This is a genomic window from Propionivibrio sp. (genome assembly GCF_017995515.1).
Lineage (GTDB): Bacteria > Pseudomonadota > Gammaproteobacteria > Burkholderiales > Rhodocyclaceae > Propionivibrio.
Window position 1 is genome coordinate 1 of record NZ_JAGOIT010000073.1, and the last position, 17,404, is coordinate 17,404.

General features: G+C 62.8%; 14 protein-coding genes and 1 pseudogene. 11 read left to right on the top strand and 4 right to left on the bottom strand.

All coding sequences use genetic code 11. The features are described 5' to 3' along the window. Positions 1–621 (top strand): transposase (locus KBA32_RS12180; protein WP_294359274.1); only part of this gene is annotated, 621 nt, incomplete at its 5' end. Between the two features lie 51 nt (positions 622–672). Next, positions 673–1,315, top strand: a pseudogene (locus tag KBA32_RS12185) (transposase); the annotation flags it as partial. A 195-nt stretch (positions 1,316–1,510) separates the two neighbouring features. Here the strand turns inward: KBA32_RS12185 and KBA32_RS12190 are convergent. The 3 genes from KBA32_RS12190 to KBA32_RS12200 are packed head-to-tail and all read right to left on the bottom strand — an operon-like array spanning position 1,511 to position 5,614. Next, complete coding sequence (locus tag KBA32_RS12190; protein ID WP_294359276.1) at positions 1,511–3,412, bottom strand: propionate--CoA ligase; 1,902 nt, start codon at positions 3,410–3,412, stop codon at positions 1,511–1,513. Positions 3,413–3,458: 46 nt separating this feature from the next. Then, positions 3,459–4,604 (bottom strand): diguanylate cyclase, encoded by a 1,146-nt coding sequence (locus KBA32_RS12195; protein ID WP_294359278.1) that lies wholly within the window; start codon positions 4,602–4,604, stop codon positions 3,459–3,461. 20 nt (positions 4,605–4,624) lie between these two features. Then, positions 4,625–5,614 (bottom strand): oxidoreductase, encoded by a 990-nt coding sequence (locus tag KBA32_RS12200; protein WP_294359280.1) that lies wholly within the window; start codon positions 5,612–5,614, stop codon positions 4,625–4,627. Positions 5,615–5,847: 233 nt separating this feature from the next. Between KBA32_RS12200 and KBA32_RS12205 the strand changes: the two genes are divergently transcribed. Together KBA32_RS12205 and KBA32_RS12210 are read left to right on the top strand one after the other, a co-directional pair. Beyond that, positions 5,848–6,360, top strand: a complete 513-nt coding sequence (locus tag KBA32_RS12205; protein ID WP_294359282.1) for a C40 family peptidase — start codon at positions 5,848–5,850, stop codon at positions 6,358–6,360. 172 nt (positions 6,361–6,532) lie between these two features. Beyond that, entirely contained in the window at positions 6,533–7,534 is a 1,002-nt protein-coding gene (locus KBA32_RS12210) for a Fe(3+) ABC transporter substrate-binding protein (protein ID WP_294359298.1), read from the top strand. 3 nt (positions 7,535–7,537) lie between these two features. On the opposite strand, the gene KBA32_RS12215 is transcribed toward KBA32_RS12210, so the two are convergent. Further along, positions 7,538–9,181, bottom strand: a complete 1,644-nt coding sequence (locus tag KBA32_RS12215) for an iron ABC transporter permease (protein WP_294359283.1) — start codon at positions 9,179–9,181, stop codon at positions 7,538–7,540. A gap of 139 nt (positions 9,182–9,320) precedes the next feature. Here KBA32_RS12215 and KBA32_RS12220 point away from each other — a divergent pair, with 139 nt between their 5' ends. From KBA32_RS12220 to rsxA, 7 genes are all read left to right on the top strand, one after another. Beyond that, positions 9,321–10,403, top strand: coding sequence for an ABC transporter ATP-binding protein (locus KBA32_RS12220; protein WP_294359284.1), 1,083 nt, complete (start codon positions 9,321–9,323; stop codon positions 10,401–10,403). Next, on the top strand, positions 10,400–11,107 hold the full coding sequence (gene aat, locus KBA32_RS12225; protein WP_294359286.1) for a leucyl/phenylalanyl-tRNA--protein transferase: 708 nt from the start codon (positions 10,400–10,402) through the stop codon (positions 11,105–11,107). Before KBA32_RS12220 ends, aat begins: the two co-directional genes overlap by 4 nt. Positions 11,108–11,127: 20 nt before the next feature. Continuing rightward, entirely contained in the window at positions 11,128–11,883 is a 756-nt protein-coding gene (locus KBA32_RS12230) for an arginyltransferase (protein ID WP_294359288.1), read from the top strand. Positions 11,884–11,957: 74 nt separating this feature from the next. Beyond that, positions 11,958–14,762, top strand: a complete 2,805-nt coding sequence (locus tag KBA32_RS12235) for an ATP-binding protein (RefSeq protein WP_294359291.1) — start codon at positions 11,958–11,960, stop codon at positions 14,760–14,762. Then, positions 14,753–15,718, top strand: a complete 966-nt coding sequence (gene corA / locus KBA32_RS12240) for a magnesium/cobalt transporter CorA (RefSeq protein WP_294359292.1) — start codon at positions 14,753–14,755, stop codon at positions 15,716–15,718. The genes KBA32_RS12235 and corA overlap by 10 nt, the downstream gene beginning before the upstream one ends. Before the next feature lie 34 nt (positions 15,719–15,752). After that, the gene (locus tag KBA32_RS12245) at positions 15,753–16,787 is read left to right on the top strand and encodes a quinone-dependent dihydroorotate dehydrogenase (protein WP_294359294.1); all 1,035 of its coding nucleotides are present in this window, start codon (positions 15,753–15,755) and stop codon (positions 16,785–16,787) included. A gap of 150 nt (positions 16,788–16,937) precedes the next feature. After that, positions 16,938–17,404: electron transport complex subunit RsxA (rsxA, locus tag KBA32_RS12250; RefSeq protein ID WP_294359296.1), on the top strand; the 467-nt coding region annotated here is incomplete at its 3' end.

Genomic DNA, 17,404 nt, shown 5'->3' on the forward strand with positions numbered 1-17,404 from the left:
GTTCAACAGATGGTGTTTGGGCGCGTGGGTCGCCGCGAAATCGAGGCGAATTTCGGTGGAGGCGCGCTCAGTTCAGACGGAGGCGTCCTGCTGGTGCGGCAGGTGGATCGCAAGATCGGCTTGTCGGCGGTGGTCATCGCGGCGCTCTCGGACCCGCGCGCTCCTGAGCGCATCACGCATTCCCTGCGCGACCTCGTCGCCCAGCGCCTGTACGGACTGTGCTGCGGCTACGAGAATCTGAACGACCACGACGTCCTGCGTCACGACCCGCTGATGCAAACGGCCGTGGGCAAGGTTGAAGACCTGGCGAGTTCCCCGACCTTCTCGCGTCTGGAAACGCGCGTCACACGCGCTGACGTGATCGCCCTGAATCGCTTGCTGGTCGAGCAGTTCATCCTGAAAACCTCACCGCAAAGGCGCAAAGATCGCAAAGGAAACAACAGCTGCCGCAGGGTGTGCAACGCCCGATGTTGCGCACCGTTCCAGCGCCATTTCCGCGTGCACACCCTCCGCGCTTCCTTCGGGGCGCACCCCAAGGGTACTTCCTTCGGGGCGCACCCCAAGGGTACTTCCTTCGGGGCGCAAATGAGATTTGCGCACCCTACCGTGCTGTTCGCGTAGCGCTTCGATTTTCTTTGCGAACCTTTGCGGTGAAGAACCGGATTTTTCAGGTTCATTGCCGCACGAGACAAGGTACCCGAAGAACGGGTGCTCGATGTCGACGCCTCGGATGTGCCGCTGCACGGAGAGCAGGAACGGACGCAGTTCCATGGCTATTACGATCACTACTGCTACCTGCCGCTCTACGTCTTCTGCGGGCAAGTGATGCTCGCCTGCGTGCTGCGGCTGTCGCGCATCGACGGTGCGAAGCAGGCCGCCACCGTGGTCCGGCTGCTCACCACGCGCCAGGAGTTCGGCAGCCTGTGCACCAACCCACGCTTTGTCGTCACCACTCTCGATCTGCCGGCTGACGCACTCTATGACGATCTCTATTGCCAGCGCGGCGAGGCCGAGAATCGCATCAGGGAAGCTCAACTTGACCTCTTCGGAACGCGCGCCAGCTGCCACAAGTTCCTCGCCAACGGGTTGCGCCTGATGTTCGCCGCACTCGCCTATACACTGATGCAGCGTCTGCGCGAGATCGCCTTGGCCGGCACCGGATTGGCCCGGGCGACCGCCGCAACGATCCGGGTGAGGCTGCTCAAGATCGGCGCGGCCATCCTGCGCAATACCCCGCCGCGTGCGCATCTTGCTCGCTTCCCACCATCCGCTGCGCACCCTCCGCTTCCACGCGGCCTGCGCCCTGTCTCCGTAGCGCTGACCGAGTGCTGCCCCGGCGCGATGAAAAACAGTGGGGTAAGGGGAAAGTCCGTCCAGAATTCACGCAACCGCCCATTCCTTGAGCAACTTCGTCGCCAGCGCCCTCTTGCTATCCGTTTCGCATGCCCGTCTCGCTGTCAGCAGCAGACTCGTGAAGGTGAGTGCGCCCTGCCGGGCGCGACAAAAAAACTCAGGCGGCCTTGAAACTCAACGCCAGTTGCAGCTGCTCCAGCGCCGCCGGATCTTCGATCGTCGTCAGATCGCCCGGATCGCGCCCTTCGGCCAGCGCCTGAATCGAACGGCGCAGGAGTTTTCCGGAGCGCGTCTTGGGCAGGATGGTCAGGAAGTGCACGCGACTCGGCCGGGCAATCGCGCCCAAGGTCTCGTCAACCTGCCTGAACACCGCCTGCTCGAGCGCAACCCGCTTGTCCGGACTGGAAATGCTGCCCGCGTCCTTGACCACGGCGAACGCCATCGGGATCTGACCCTTGAGCTGATCGGCGACGCCAACGACTGCGACCTCAGCAATCCCCGGATGCCCCTGAATCGCTTCCTCGATCTCGCGCGTGCCGAGACGATGTCCGGCGACGTTGATCACGTCGTCGGTCCGGCCGAGGATGTAGTGGTAGCCGTCCTTGTCCTGGATGCCCCAATCGAACGACGAATAGACCTGCGGCTCGCGGAACAGCGAGAAGTAGGTCGATACGAAGCGCTCATCGTTGCCCCAGACGGTCGACAGGCAGCCGGGCGGCAGCGGCGGCACGATGCCGACGATGCCTTTCTCGTCCGGATCGCACACCGTGCCATCCTCGCGGAACACCTTGAGGTTGTAGCCATAGACCGGAAAGCTCGGCGTGCCGTAGCGGATTTCCGTTTTCTCGATGCCGGGCATCGCAGCGAGGATCGGCCAACCGGTTTCGGTCTGCCAGTAATTGTCGATCACCGGCTTGCCGAGTTCGCGCATGAACCACTCGTGCGTCGGCTGATCGAGCGGCTCGCCGGCGAGGAAGACGTGCTTCAGGCTCGACAGGTCGTACTTGTGCATGTACGCCGGATCGTGCTTCTTGAGCACGCGCGCGGCGGTTGGCGCCGAGAACATCACGTTGACCTTGTACTTCTCGACGATCTGCCACCAGATTCCCGGATCGGGGCGCAGCGGCGTGCCTTCGTACATGATCGTGCACATGCCGGCGATCAGCGGCCCATAGACGATATAGGAGTGGCCGACGACCCAGCCGATGTCCGAGGTCGAAAACATCGTCTCGCCCTCGCCGCCGCAGTAGATGTACTGCATCGACGCGGCCAGCGCGACGGCGTAACCGCCGGTATCGCGCTGCACGCCTTTCGGCTTGCCGGTCGTGCCGGAGGTATAGAGGATGTACGACGGCTCCGACGATTCGAGCCAGGTCACCGGCACGTCGGCGTCAAGGAAGCGTTCGCGCAGGCTCGCATAGTCGACGTCGCGCCCCGCGACCTTGTTGAACGCCTTGTCGAGGCCGCGATCGATCATCAACACATGGTTCGGCTGGTGCGTCGCAAGATCGATCGCGTCGTCGAGCAGGTGCTTGTAGGGAACAGGCTTGCCGCCGCGCATGCCGGCGTCGGAAGAGACGATCAGCTTCGGCAGCGCGTCGTCGATGCGCGTCGCCAGCGAACCCGAGGCAAAGCCACCAAAGACCACCGAGTGGATCGCCCCGATGCGCGCGCAGGCGAGCATGGCAAACGTCGCTTCGGGAATCATCGGCATGTAGATCAGAACGCGATCGCCCTTGCCGACGCCGAGGTGCTGCATGGCGGCCGCCATGCGCATGACCTCGGTCTTCAGTTCAGCGAAGGAATAGACGGTTTCGGTATCCGTTTCGGTCGAAACGAAGACCAGGGCACGGTCGTTCGGCCGTTTGGCGGCGTGCCGATCGACGGCGTTGTAGCAAAGGTTGGTTTCGCCGCCAACGAACCATTTTGCAAACGGCGGCCGCGAGAAATCGAGCGTTTTGCTGAACGGCTTGTGCCAGTCGATGCGCCTGGCTTCGTTGGCCCAGAAAGCGTCCGGATTGTCGATGGATTGCTGGTGAAACTCCTTGATTGTTGTCATAAGGCTTCCTTGTCGCTACGACCAAGTACCCTGCACTTATGGAAAACTAATCCTGTCCGGCGTCTTCTTTCTCCTGCACCGGATCAGTCATGCGCTTCTCGATTTCTGCAAGCGGCAAACCCAGGCCGAATCGGCGTTCGAGTAGCCGCAAGAGCGGCATCACCTGCAAACCTAGCGCCGCAAGATGGGGCATGACCTTGACCACTTGCCCCTCATTGATCAGCGCCAGCGCCTGATCGAGCGCGGGCGCCACCGGCGACACCGCGTCTGCTCCCGGATTGCAAGAAATGACCTGATTGCCGCCGGCCTGCTGCGCCATCTTCAACCGTGAGCCGGCCAGCTCGATCAGCGCACCGCCGGACACAACTGCATCCGCCGGACTGTTGCTGACACCGACGCTCACCGACAAGTTCAATCGCTGTCCATGAACCGCGATGTTTGCCGTACGAATCGCCTCGCGCAAGCGGTTGCCGAACGATTCGCACGCCGCTGCCGGCGTACCCGGCGAGATGACGACCAGCTGGCTGCCGGCGTAGTGGCCCAGGCTGTCCTCCTTGCGGATCTTGCTCGACAACATGGAAATGAAGCGCTGCTGAAGCTGCTTCGCCACATCGACGCCATGCTCCTCACGCAAGGCACCGATGTTATCGAAGCTCATCACCATCGCGCTGACTTCGTTGTTATGCCGCATGGCGTGCGACATCGCCTGCACCGCCTGCAGCTCAACGTACTTGCGCGTAAACAACCCCGTTTCGGGATTCTGGACGTTCTGCTCAAGGTTTTCCTTGAGCTGGTGCTGTGCCTGCACGAGTTTGAGCTGCGAGTCGATGCGCGCCAGCAACTCGGCACCGCCCGTCCCGCGGCTGATGAAGTCGGACGCCCCGTGCGCCTTGGCGCGCTCGATCGCCTCGTCGTTGTCGCCGGCGATCATCAGCATCGGCATCTGCGCCAAGCGCGCCAGGCGCGACGAGCGCACCCGGTCAAGCAGCCCGTTGCCGTCAAGCACCGGAAGGGAAAGCGAACAGATCACCAGCGCGATCGAGTGATCGAGCACCAGCACCTGCCACGCCGCCTCACCATCCGACTCCTCCCGATAATCGTAGAGGTCGCGAACATGCTTGCTGATCGTCGCGCGCACGATGCGCGATTCGTCAACAATCAATATTCTCGGCAACTGGGTCGGACTGTTCATGGGTATCGTCTATCACCGCCTCAAGACACTGCAACCACCACACGGCCGTGCGCCGCACCCTTCAGGAATCGGTCAAAAGCACCCGGCAACTCATTCAAGCCAATCGTACGCGTCATTTCAAGCAAGTTGCGCGGACGCATGTCCGTCGCAAGGCGCTGCCAGATCCGCTGCCGGTACGGTTCGCCGATGTAGCCCGAATCAATCCCCAATAACGAAACGCCACGCAGGACAAACGGCATTACCGTCGTGTTCAGTGTAGTACTGGCTGCCAGCCCGATGCTGGCTATCGTTCCCTGCGGCTTCATCGAACTGGCGATCCAGGCGAGCACGTCGCCGCCCAGATTATCAACGGCACCGGCCCAGACAGCTTTAGCCAGCGGCCGGATCTTCGACAGGTCGAGCGACGAGCGCAAGATCACCTCCGATGCGCCCAGTTGCCGCAAGTAATCCGCCTGCGCTTCCTTGCCGGTCAGCGCAGTCACCGAGTAGCCGAGTTTCGCCAGCATGTCGATCGCCAATCCGCCGACGCCGCCGGTAGCGCCCGTCACGATCACCGGCCCCTTGCCCGGCGCAAGGCCGTTCTCTTCCATGCGGACGATCGCCAGCGCGGCTGTGAAACCCGCCGTCCCGAGAGCCATCGCCTCGAACAGGGAAAGGCCGTCGGGCAAAGGGACCACCCAGTCGGCCGGTACGCGGGAAATTTCGGCATAGCCGCCGTGATGGGCGACGCCGATATCGAAGCTCGTAGCGATCACCTGATCGCCGGCCTTGAAACGCGGGTCGCTGCTCGCTTCGACGATGCCGGAAAGATCGATGCCGCCGATGCAGGGAAAGCGCCGGATGATCCGGCCCGCACCGGTAGCCGCCAGCGCATCCTTGTAATTGACGCTGGAGTAGGCAACGCGAATCGTCACCTCGCCGGGATCGAGCACCGACTCGTCAACGCTGACCAGACCGCTCTTTGTTTTACCTTCAATCTCTTCAATCAAGAACGCCTTGAAGGAACGCATGAATTCTCCTTGATGAACGCGACGCCGCCTGCCGAAGCCAAGATTGGCATCAGGACGTCTGCGTCGCGCAAACGGCGATGATACCCACAAAATACCAGTCGACGGGCAAGCGCTCCACTTCCGCAGACAAACTATAATAATCAGCATGTTACAAGAACAAACCCGGAGCAATAGCATAAAAAAACGGCAATAAAGGTTTACAGGGCGGGATTTTTCTTTTAGATTCCGGCCCCATGTTGTGTCACAAAATCATCACAAACCTGCTTGCCGCTGCCGTACTCGCTCTCTCGGGCGTGTCTGCCGTTCACGCTGCCGAAGTCCAGCCTGCGCTGAGCGACGAGCCTTCGCTGTTCGAACGCTATCGTACCGGCGCGAAGGATTTGATCCTCAAAGGTCTGGAACTGACCGGTATCAAGTACCGCCGCGGCGGTACAGATCCTGACAGTGGACTCGATTGCAGCGGGTTCGTTCAGCTCGTTTTCAAGGACGCGCTCGGCATGCTTTTGCCGCGCACGGCCAAGGAGCAAAGCGAAGTCGGCGACGTGATCGACAAGAAGGAACTCAAGCCGGGCGACCTCGTCTTCTTCAACACGATGCGCCGCGCCTTCTCGCACGTCGGCATCTATCTCGGCGACAACCGCTTCATGCACGCACCGCGCACGGGCGCGGAAGTTCGCGTCGAGGACATGAGCCAGAGCTACTGGGTCAAACGCTACAACGGCGCACGGCGCGTTGTGGAAAACTGACACCGGTCAGTCGAAATCAAAAAAGACGCTTCGGCGTCTTTTTTTCGCTCCGAGCTCGATAACAATTCTCATTTACATGAACAAAAAGCACCGCTATCATGAAGACGTTTTTGCGAAACGTTATCAATACAAGCAAGGAGAAACTCTCGTGTTCCATTCATCCTCGCGCCGCCTGCTGGCGCTTTCCGCACTGTCCGTCGTTCTTGGCTCGGCACAGGCCGAAGAGAAAGTCCTGAACATCTATTCGGCCCGCCACTACCAGACCGACGAGGCGCTCTATGCCGGATTCACGCAAAGGACCGGCATCAAGGTGAACCGGATCGAGGGCAAGGAAGAAGAACTGCTTGAGCGCATCAAGAACGAAGGCAGCAACAGTCCGGCCGACGTACTCATCACCGTCGACGCTTCGCGCCTCGCCCAGGCGCACGAACTCGGACTCTTCGCGCCGGTCAGGTCGCCCGAGCTGGAAGCGCGCATTCCGGCTCATCTGCGCACGGACGACTGGTTTGCCTTCTCGACCCGCGCCCGCGTCATCGTCTATGCAAAGGATGCGGTCAACGCGGACGACGTGCGCAATTACGCCGACCTGGCGAATCTGAAGCTCAAGGGCCAAGTCTGCACGCGCTCCGGCTCGCATCCGTACAACCTGTCGTTGATGGCGTCGATCATCGCCAATCAGGGCGAGGCGCAGGCCGAAGCCTGGGCGAAAGGCGTCGTGGCCAATTTCGCACGCGCGCCCAAGGGCGGCGATACCGACCAGATCAAGGCCGTTGCCGCCGGCGAGTGCGGCGTGACGATCTCCAATACCTATTATCTCGCCCGCCTGATGCGCTCGGACAAGGCGGATGACCAAGCGGTAGTGAGCAAGATTGGCATCGTCTGGCCCGACCAGGCGGCCAAGGGGACGCACATCAACGTATCCGGTGGCGGCATGCTCAAGCACGCGCCGCACAAGGAAGCCTCGGTCAAGTTCCTCGAATACCTGGCGAGCGACGACGCGCAACGCTATTTCGCCGACGGCAACAACGAATGGCCGGTCGTCGCCGGTTTGAAGATCGCCAATCCGGCGCTCGACAAGCTCGGCAGCTTCAAGGCCGACACTTTGCCGGTGGGATCGCTCGCCATGTACCGCGCCAAGGCGCAGATGATCTTCGACCGCGCCGGTTATCGGTAAGCGCTACCGCCGTTGATTGATCTGCCGCGACAGAAAGATCAACGGCAACAAGCCGACGGCGACGATGGCCAGCGAGGCCGTCGACGCTTCGGCCAGACGTTCGTCGGAAGCCAGCGTGTAGGCTTGCGTCGCCAGCGTGTCGAAATTGAAGGGGCGCATGACCAGCGTCGCCGGCAACTCCTTCATCACATCGACGAACACCAGCAGGCCAGCTGACAGAAGGCTGCTGCGCAGCAAGGGGAAATGCACGCGGCGCAGGACGCCGGCCTGGTTCTCGCCCAGGCTACGCGCAGCTTCATCCATATTCGACGTAACTTTCACAAGACTCGCACTCACGGACTGCAACGCCACGGAAAGAAAGCGCACGAGGTAGGCGTAGATCAGCGCGGCAATGCCGCCCGTCAGCAACAATCCCGGGTTGGCACCGAACCAGAGCGCCCATTGCCCGGCCAGCCAGTTATCCAAACGGGTCACGGGAATCAGCACGCCGACGGCGATCACCGAGCCTGGAACCGAATAACCCAGCCCCACCAGACGATTGAGCAGATGCGCCAGACGCGCCCGGACACCGGCCTTCGAGAGCCGGTCGGCGTAAGCCAGCAGAAGCGCGAGCGCCACGGCAATCAGCGCCGTCAGTCCGGCCAGCACAAAACTGTTGCCAGCCAGATGAACGAAGCGCGCGCCGAACCGGGCATCGCCTTCGGTCAGTGCGAGGCGCAGCAACAAACCCGCCGGCAGGACGAAGCCGACGAAGAGCGGCAAAGCGCAGCTTGCCAGCGCGACGACGGCGGCGCCGCCCTTGAGCGCGTGTTCGGCGTGCGGCCGATTCCGAACCGTCGTGTTGTGAAAGCGCGCGCGTCCGCGCGAGACTTGCTCGAGCAGCAGGAGCAGGATCACGAAGGCAAGCAGCGACGCGGCGAGTTGCGCCGCCGCGACCCGGTCGCCGAGCGAAAACCAGGCGCGATAGATCCCCGTGGTGAATGTCTGCACGCCGAAATAGGACACGGTACCGTAGTCGGCCAGCGTCTCCATCAGAGCCAGCGCCGCGCCCGCGACCACCGCCGGACGCGCCAGCGGCAACGAAACACGCAGGAAGCTGCGCCACGGCCCGAGGCCGAGCGTACGCGCCGCCTCCAGCATGCCGCTGGCGCGTTCGATGAACGCCGTGCGCGCCAACAGGTAAACGTAGGGATAGAGGACGAAGACGAACATCGCGACCGCCCCGCCGGTGCTGCGCACGTCCGGGAACCAGTAGTCGCCGCGCCGCCATTCGAAGACGTCGCGCAGCCAGGTCTGCAGCGGGCCGACGAACTGCAGGAAATCGGTGTACACATAGGCGAGCACGTAAGCCGGCATCGCCAGCGGCAGGACCAGCGCCCATTCGAAGAAACGCCGGCCGGGGAAATCGTGCATCGCGGTCAGCCACGCCGTCGCCACGCCGACGACGACCACCCCGCAGCCGACGCCGAGACACAGCCAGAGCGTGCTCCCGACGTAGTCCGGCAGCACCGTCGATGCGAGGTGTTGCCAGGTAGCGCCGGTGCCGCCGCTGAAGATGTTGGCCAGCACGCTGACTACCGGCAAGGCGATCAAGGCAGCGATGACGAACGAGGCAACGAGGAGGAGATTGAACGGGGAGCGTTTCATGGCCGGCCGAAAGTTGAATGCGAATTATAATTTGGGCCGTCGCGGGAACTCACCGAGTCACCGCGCGGCTTTCACCTGGTTGCCCGGATGACCCGGAGACTGCCCGTGCCGAACCGCCGCAATGATCAAACAAACGCCAATGACTCACCTCGCCCACCTCGAACTCGACCGCATCGTCCAGCGCTATGGAACGCACACGGTCGTCGCCGGGGTCGGCTTCCAGATCGTGAGCGGGCGCATTGCCTGCCTGCTCGGCCCGTCCGGCTGTGGAAAGACGACACTCTTGCGCTGCATTGCAGGGTTCGAGCCGATCGCCGAGGGAGAAGTTCGCATCAAGGGCGTCTCGGTCACGCGCCCGGACTTCCGCATGCCGCCGGAAAAGCGTCGCATCGGCATGGTTTTTCAGGATTACGCGCTGTTTCCGCACCTCACGGTCGCGGCCAACATCGGCTTCGGCCTGGCACGAGGTGAAGCTGGCGCCACCGGGCGCGTCGAACAACTGTTGTCTACCGTTGGCCTAGAGGGACAAGGCGGCAAGTACCCGCACGAACTCTCCGGCGGCCAGCAGCAGCGTGTGGCGCTGGCGCGTGCGCTGGCGCCACGGCCGGAACTGATCCTGCTCGACGAGCCGTTCTCCAACCTCGACGTCGACCTGCGCGAACGCCTATCGCTCGAAGTCCGCGCGATCCTCAAGCAGGAAGGCATGACGGCGATCCTCGTCACGCACGACCAGCACGAAGCCTTCGCCATGGCCGACGAGATCGGCGTCATGGCCGATGGCAAGATCCAGCAGTGGGATACACCGTACAACCTGTACCACAAGCCGGCCAATCGTTTCGTCGCCGATTTCGTCGGCCAGGGCGTTTTCCTGCCGGGCACTGTCATCGACAATCACCGCGTCGATGTCGAGCTCGGCCGGCTTCAGTCCCGCCTGCCGCTTGAATGCCTCAAAGGATGCGCCGAGTGCGGCCGGGGTTGTCGCGTCGAAGTACTCGTGCGCCCCGACGACATCGTGCACGACGACCAGAGCCCGACACAGGCCGAGATTCTGCATCGCGCCTTCCGCGGCGCCGAGTTCCTCTACACGCTGCGCCTGACGAGCGGCGCCGAAGTACTCTCGCTCGTGCCCTCACACCACGATCACGCGATCGGCGAACGCATCGGCATCCGGCTTGATGTCGACCACGTCGTCGCCTTCCGCAATACCGTCCTCCCGCGATGATTTCCTGGCTTGAGAGCGCGATCGCCTTCCCCCCCCTCGAACTCGCGTTGACCGAGCCGAACGGGCTGCTTTGCGCCGGCGGCGACCTGTCGCCGAAACGCATCCTCGGCGCGTACAGCCGCGGCATCTTCCCCTGGTACTCAAGGGGCGAGCCGATCCTGTGGTGGAGCCCGGACCCGCGCATGGTGCTGTTTCCATCGGAATTCAAGATCTCACGCTCGTTGCGCAAGACGCTGCGGCGCAGCGATTACACGGTGCGCCTGGACCACGATTTTCCGGCGGTCATCCGCGCCTGCGCCAAGGCCCGCCGACGCGGCCAGCACGGCACCTGGATCACGGCCGAAATGCAGGCCGCCTACTGCACGCTGCATGAACTCGGCTTCGCGCACTCGGTCGAAACGTGGGTCGATGAAACGCTGGTCGGCGGTCTGTACGGTCTAGCGATCGGCAGGATGTTCTACGGAGAGTCCATGTTTTCATACGCGACCGACGCCTCGAAGATTGCCATCGCGCATCTTGCCGGATTCCTCGAGCGCGAAGGTTTCGGGCTGATCGATTGCCAGATGAACACTTCGCACCTTGCCTCACTCGGCGCGCGCGAAATCCCGCGCTGCGACTTCATCGCCCGACTGCAAAAACTGACCGCGATCCCGCCGCTGAACGGCCGCTGGCCGGAGGATGGCGCGTCAATCAGCTGGGCTTGAGCCAGGAACGAGACTACGCCATGTCGCGAATCAACGAATGCAAGCTGCCGTTCTCCTTGCTGCAGTTCTACAACACGGCGACGTATCCGTGCAGCTACCTCGATGACCAGCGCTCGATTTCCGAGGTCGCCACGCCGCCGCATCTGATCACCACCGAGGTTTACGGCGAGCTGGTGCGCAACGGCTTCCGGCGCAGCGGCATTTTCACCTACCGCCCCAACTGCGAGCGCTGTTCCGCCTGCGTGCCGGTGCGTATCCCCGTCGAGCGCTTTGCCCCCAACCGCAGCCAGCGGCGCTGCGCGAAGAAGAACCCGGACCTGCGTGCGCATGAATTGCCGCTCGTCCTCTTCGACGAGCACTTCGCGCTCTATCAGCGCTACCAGGCGGCGCGCCATGCGGGCGGCGGCATGGACCACGACAGCCACGAGCAGTACGCCAACTTCCTCCTGCAAAGCCGCGTCGACAGCCGGCTGATCGAATTCACCGAGCACGGCGAGCTGCGCATGGTCAGCATCATCGACATCCTCAACGACGGTGTTTCGTCGGTCTACACCTTCTACGACCCGGACATTCCCGGCGCAGGCTTCGGCACCTACAACATTCTCTGGCAGATCGCCCAGTGCAGCGCCAACAATCTGCCCTACCTGTATCTCGGCTACTGGATTCGCGAAAGCCGAAAGATGGCCTACAAGGCGGATTTTCGCCCGATCGAGGGCCTGCTCGACGGCGTCTGGCAGGAGCTCCCGACCGAGGGCAACGCCATCCGGACAACATAGCGGAGTAGTATGGCGGGCACACTGCAGTTCGTGTTTTTTCAACAAGGGGACCACCCGTCAAAACCGGAATAAGCATGGCCCTGATTGCTCGCACGCTGTTCCACCACCGCTCGCTGAAGACCCGGATCGCCCTCGCGACGCTGGCGATCTTTCTCGCCAGCCTGTGGGCGCTCTCCTTCTATTCGAGCCACATGCTGCGCATCGACATGGAGCGCATGCTCGGCCAGCAGCAGCTTTCAACAGTCACTTACGTCGCCGCGCAACTCGATGGCGAGCTGAACGAGCGCATCAAGGCGCTCGAGATGATCGCCGGCGCCATCGAACCGGCGACACTCGATTCCCCCGCCGCGCTGCAGGACTTCCTCGACCAGCGTTTTGCCCTGCACAACCTGTTCAACGCCGGGATTAACGCCTACCGGCGCGACGGAACGGCAATCGCCGCTTCGCCGATCGCGCCGGAGCGGATCGGCCTCAACTATATCGACCGCGACTACGTCGCCGGCGCCTTGCTCGACGGCCGTGCCACGATCGGACATCCTGTCTTCGGCCGGACGTTCATATCCCCGATCATCGGCATCGCCGTCCCGATCCGGGACGCGCAAGGCACGATCGTCGGGGCGTTGGGCGGCCTGATCAACCTCGACAACCCCAGCTTCCTCGACAAGATCACCAACAACAGCTATGGCGCAACGGGCGGCTATCTCGTCGTCGAGAAGAAACACCGGATGATCGTCACCGCCAGTGACAAGAGCCTGATCATGCAACGCCTCCCGGCTCCCGGCGAGAGCCCGCTCACCGACCGTTTCCTCGCCGGATTCGAAGGTTCGGGGACGAAAATCAATCAGCTGTCCGTCGACGTCCTGGTGTCGGCCAGGAGCGTCCCGGTTGCCGGCTGGTACGTCGCCGCATCGCTTCCCGTCAGCGAGGCCTTTGCGCCCATCCGCGAGATGCAGCAGCGCATGCTGATAGCGACCTTGTTCCTGACGCTGCTTGCCGGCGGCGCAGCCTGGTGGGTGATGCGCCGTCAGTTTGCGCCGCTGCAGGAAGCCGCGCGAACGATCAACGGCATGGCCGACGAGAGCGTGCCTCTGCACGCGCTTACAGTCGCCGACCTCGACGAGATTGGTCAGCTCAACAGCGGCTTCAACCGACTGCTCGAAACGCTCGGGCGGCGCGAAAGGGCCTTGCAGGCGAGCGAGGAACGTTTCCGCCTGATCTTCGAAAACAGCGGCGACGCCATCCTCATCTCGTCCACCGGCGGGCACATCGATGCAGCCAACCCTGCCGCGCACACGATGTTCGGCTACAACGAAGAGGAATTCCAGCAGCTCGGCCGCAACGGCGTGCTCGACGAAACCGACACGCGCGCCGCTGCCGCCATCGAGGAACGCAAACAGTCCGGTCGTTTCTACGGCGAGTTGCGCTGCAAACGGAGTGACGGTCGGCTGATCGATGCCGAGATCCATTCAACGCGCTTCACGGATTCTTCTGGCAACCTCCACACGATCACCCAGTTGCGCGACGTTACCGAACGAAAGCGCGCTGAAGAAGAGCTCAAGCAACACCGCCACCATCTCGCCGCGCTCGTTGAATCGCGAACGGCCGAGCTGGTGGAAGCCAAGGAGGCCGCCGAAGCCGCCAACCTCGCCAAGAGCGCGTTCCTGGCGAACATGAGCCACGAAATTCGCACGCCGATGAACGCCATCCTCGGCATGGTCAATGTCATGCGGCGAAGCGGCGTCTCGCCCTTGCAGGCCGAGCGGCTGGGCAAGATCAACGCGGCGACGGAACACCTGCTCGGCACCATCAACAGCATTCTCGACTTGTCGAAGATCGAGGCCGGCAAGTTCGCCGTCGAGGACGTACCGGTCAATCCAGGCGACATCGTCCGCACGGCCGGCACGATCCTGCTCGAACGCGCCCAGGCCAGGGGGTTGCAGCTCATCGTCGATACCGATGCGTTTCCGGCAAGCGTCCCGACAAACCTCTACGGTGACGCCACCCGCCTGCAGCAGGCCCTGCTCAACTATGCGACCAACGCCATCAAGTTCACCGAACACGGCAGCGTGGTTCTGCGCGTGCGCGTGTCGGAAACCACGGACACCTCGCTGCTCGTGCGCTTTGAAGTCGAGGACACGGGAATCGGCATCGACGCCGAGGCCCTGCCGCGTCTGTTCGACGCTTTCGAGCAGGCCGACAATTCGACGACGCGCAAGTACGGCGGCACCGGGCTCGGGCTGGCGATCACGCGCCGGTTGGCGGAGCTCATGGGGGGCAGCGTGGGTGCGCAAAGCACGCCGGGCATCGGCAGCACCTTCTGGTTCACCGCGCGCCTGTCGGTGAAGGACGACGGCAGTCACCAAAACACGACGACCTGCGATGGTGGCGCCGAGGCGCTGATCCGCCAACGCCATAACGGACGCAGCGTCCTCATCGTCGACGACGACCCGATGAATCTGGAAGTGGCGCGTTATCTGCTGGAAGACGTCGGCCTCGCCGTCAAGACGGCCGAGGACGGCATCCGCGCAATCATCCGCGTACAGGACAAGGATTGTGCGGCCGTTCTCATGGACATGCAGATGCCGAACATGGACGGGCTCGAAGCCACCCGCCGTATCCGCAAGATTGCTGCCTGCCATACAATCCCGATCCTGGCGATGACGGCCAATGCCTTCGCCGAAGACAAGGCGGACTGCCTCGCCGCCGGCATGAACGACTTCGTCGTCAAACCGTTCGACCCCGACGTGCTCTTTACCACCCTGCTGCACTGGCTCGATCGCAGCCAGGGCGCGGGCATCGCGCCGGCGAACGGCGCCGATCAGGGCGCAGAAGAATCGTCGGAAGCAGCCACGAGGAAAAAGGAATCGAAGTGCTCGTAAATTGCATCGCCTACAAGAACGGATCGCGCATCGCCGATTTGCCGGCCGACGAGATCAGCGACTACCTCCAGCGCGGCGACTGTTTCGTCTGGGTCGCCTTGCGCGACGCCTCCGGGGCGGAACTCGAACAGATGAAGGAGGAATTCGGCCTGCACGAACTCGCGGTCGAAGACGCTCGCCACGGGCACCAGCGCCCAAAGATCGAAGAATACGAGGACTCGGTGTTTGCCGTCATGCACCAGCTGGAAGAACAGGGCGACGGCTACAGCGTCAGCGAAGTCAACGTCTTCGTCGGCCACAACTACGTGCTTTCGGTGCGCAACCACAGCCAGCAACATTTCCTCGGCGTGCGCGAGCGATGCGAGCGCGAGCCGGAACTGCTGCAGCACGGCGCCGGCTTCGTCTTCTATGCGCTGATGGATGCCGTGGTCGACCGCTACTTTCCAATCATGGATCGGCTGGAGTCCGAACTCGATGAGATCGAGGACCAGATCTTCGCCAAGGGCGCCGCGCGCGCCAACATCGAGCGGCTGTACGCGCTCAAGCGCAAGATCACGCTCCTGAAACACGCCGTCGCGCCGCTCATGGAAGCCGCCGGAAAGCTGTTCGGCGCACGCGGTCCGCTCGTCTGCGGCAACAGCCGCGATTACTTCCGCGACGTGCACGACCACCTCAATCGCATCAACACCTCGCTCGAGAGTATCCGCGAAACGATCGGTACGGCGATCCAGGTCAATCTCTCGATGGTCGCCATCGAGGAAAGTGAAGTCAGCAAGAAACTCGCCGCCTGGGGCGGCATCTTCGCCATCGCCACCGCCTTCGCCGGCATCTGGGGCATGAACTTCAAGGCCATGCCCGAGCTTGACTGGCGCTACGGTTACCCGACGGCCCTCCTCGCCATCGCTGGCGCCTGCGTGCTGCTCTACCGTCGCTTCAAACGCGTCGGCTGGCTTTAGCCATCGCGGCGGACCGGTAAGGTAAAATCCGCCGATGCTCTATCCACTGATCAGAAAATTCTTCTTCGCGCTCGACCCGGAACTGGCCCACGGCCTCGGCATGAGCGGCATCGGCTTTCTCAACCGCGCCGGCATCGCCTGCCTGCTGGCCAAACCCATCGCAGCCGATCCGGTCGAACTGATGGGTCTCGTTTTCCCCAATCCGGTCGGCCTCGCCGCCGGACTGGACAAGAACGGCGAGCACATCGACGCGCTGGCCAGCCTCGGCTTCGGCTTCATCGAGATCGGCACGGTGACGCCGCGCCCGCAACCGGGCAACCCCAAGCCGCGCATGTTCCGCATCACGGAAAAGCAGGCGATCATCAACCGCATGGGTTTCAACAACCACGGCGTCGACCAGTTGCTGGCCAACGTCGCGAAGTCGAAGTTCGCGCAAGCCGGCGGCATCCTCGGCATCAACATCGGCAAGAACTTCGACACGCCGATCGAGAAGGCCGTCGATGACTACCTGATCTGCCTCGACCGCGTCTATACCGCGGCCAGCTACGTCGCGATCAATATCTCCAGCCCGAACACCAAGAACCTGCGCGAGCTACAGAAGGACGACGCACTCGACGCCTTGCTCGGCCAACTCAAGGCCGAGCAGACGCGACTGGCGGAAAAGCACGGCAAGTACGTGCCGCTGGTGCTCAAGATCGCGCCGGACCTTGAAGACGAGCAGATCCGGTCGATCGCCGACCTCCTGCGCCAGCACCGCATGGACGGCGTCATCGCCACCAACACGACGCTGTCGCGCGCCGAGGTCGAAGGTCTGCCGAATGCCAACGAGGCGGGCGGTCTCTCGGGTGCGCCGGTTTTCGAGCGTTCGACCGCCGTGCTCAAGAAGCTTGCCGGCCACCTCAAGGGTGAAGTGCCGATCATCGGCGTCGGCGGCATCATGCAGGGCGCGGACGCAGTCGCCAAACTCGACGCGGGTGCCAGCCTCGTCCAGCTCTACACCGGCTTCATCTACCGCGGGCCGGATCTGGTCGGCGAAGTCGCCCGGACCATCGCCGAACGCAAACGCTGAGCGGTGCGCGACAGGGCGTCTTTATAGCCGCCCCGTCTAATCATATGCTCCCAACGTGGTTGATCGGCCACGCTCAAACGGCGATAATCGCAAGCCTTTGCAGCTTTCCCGGACCGTCCGGAAGCCTTGCCCGGACCAGTTCAACCAACCATGACCCACTACCTGTTCATCATCATCGGCGCGGTGCTCGTCAACAACGTCGTGCTGGTGAAGATCCTCGGCCTGTGCCCGTTCATGGGCGTCTCCAAGAAGCTGGAAACCGCCTTCGGCATGGGCGCCGCAACGACCTTCGTGCTCACCGTCGCCACCGGCGCCAGCTACGTCATCGATCATTACCTGCTCATGCCGTTCGGGCTGGAATACCTGCGCACGCTGTCGTTCATCGTCACCATCGCCGCCATCGTTCAGATGACCGAAATGGTCATCCAGAAAACCAGCCCGGTGCTGCACCAGGTGCTCGGCATCTACCTGCCGCTGATCACGACCAATTGCGCGGTGCTCGGCGTACCGCTGCTCAACGTCGCCAACAAGCACAACTTCCTTGAATCGCTGCTTTTCGGCGCCGCCAGCGCCGTCGGGTTCTCACTGGTGCTGGTGCTCTTTGCCGGCATTCGCGA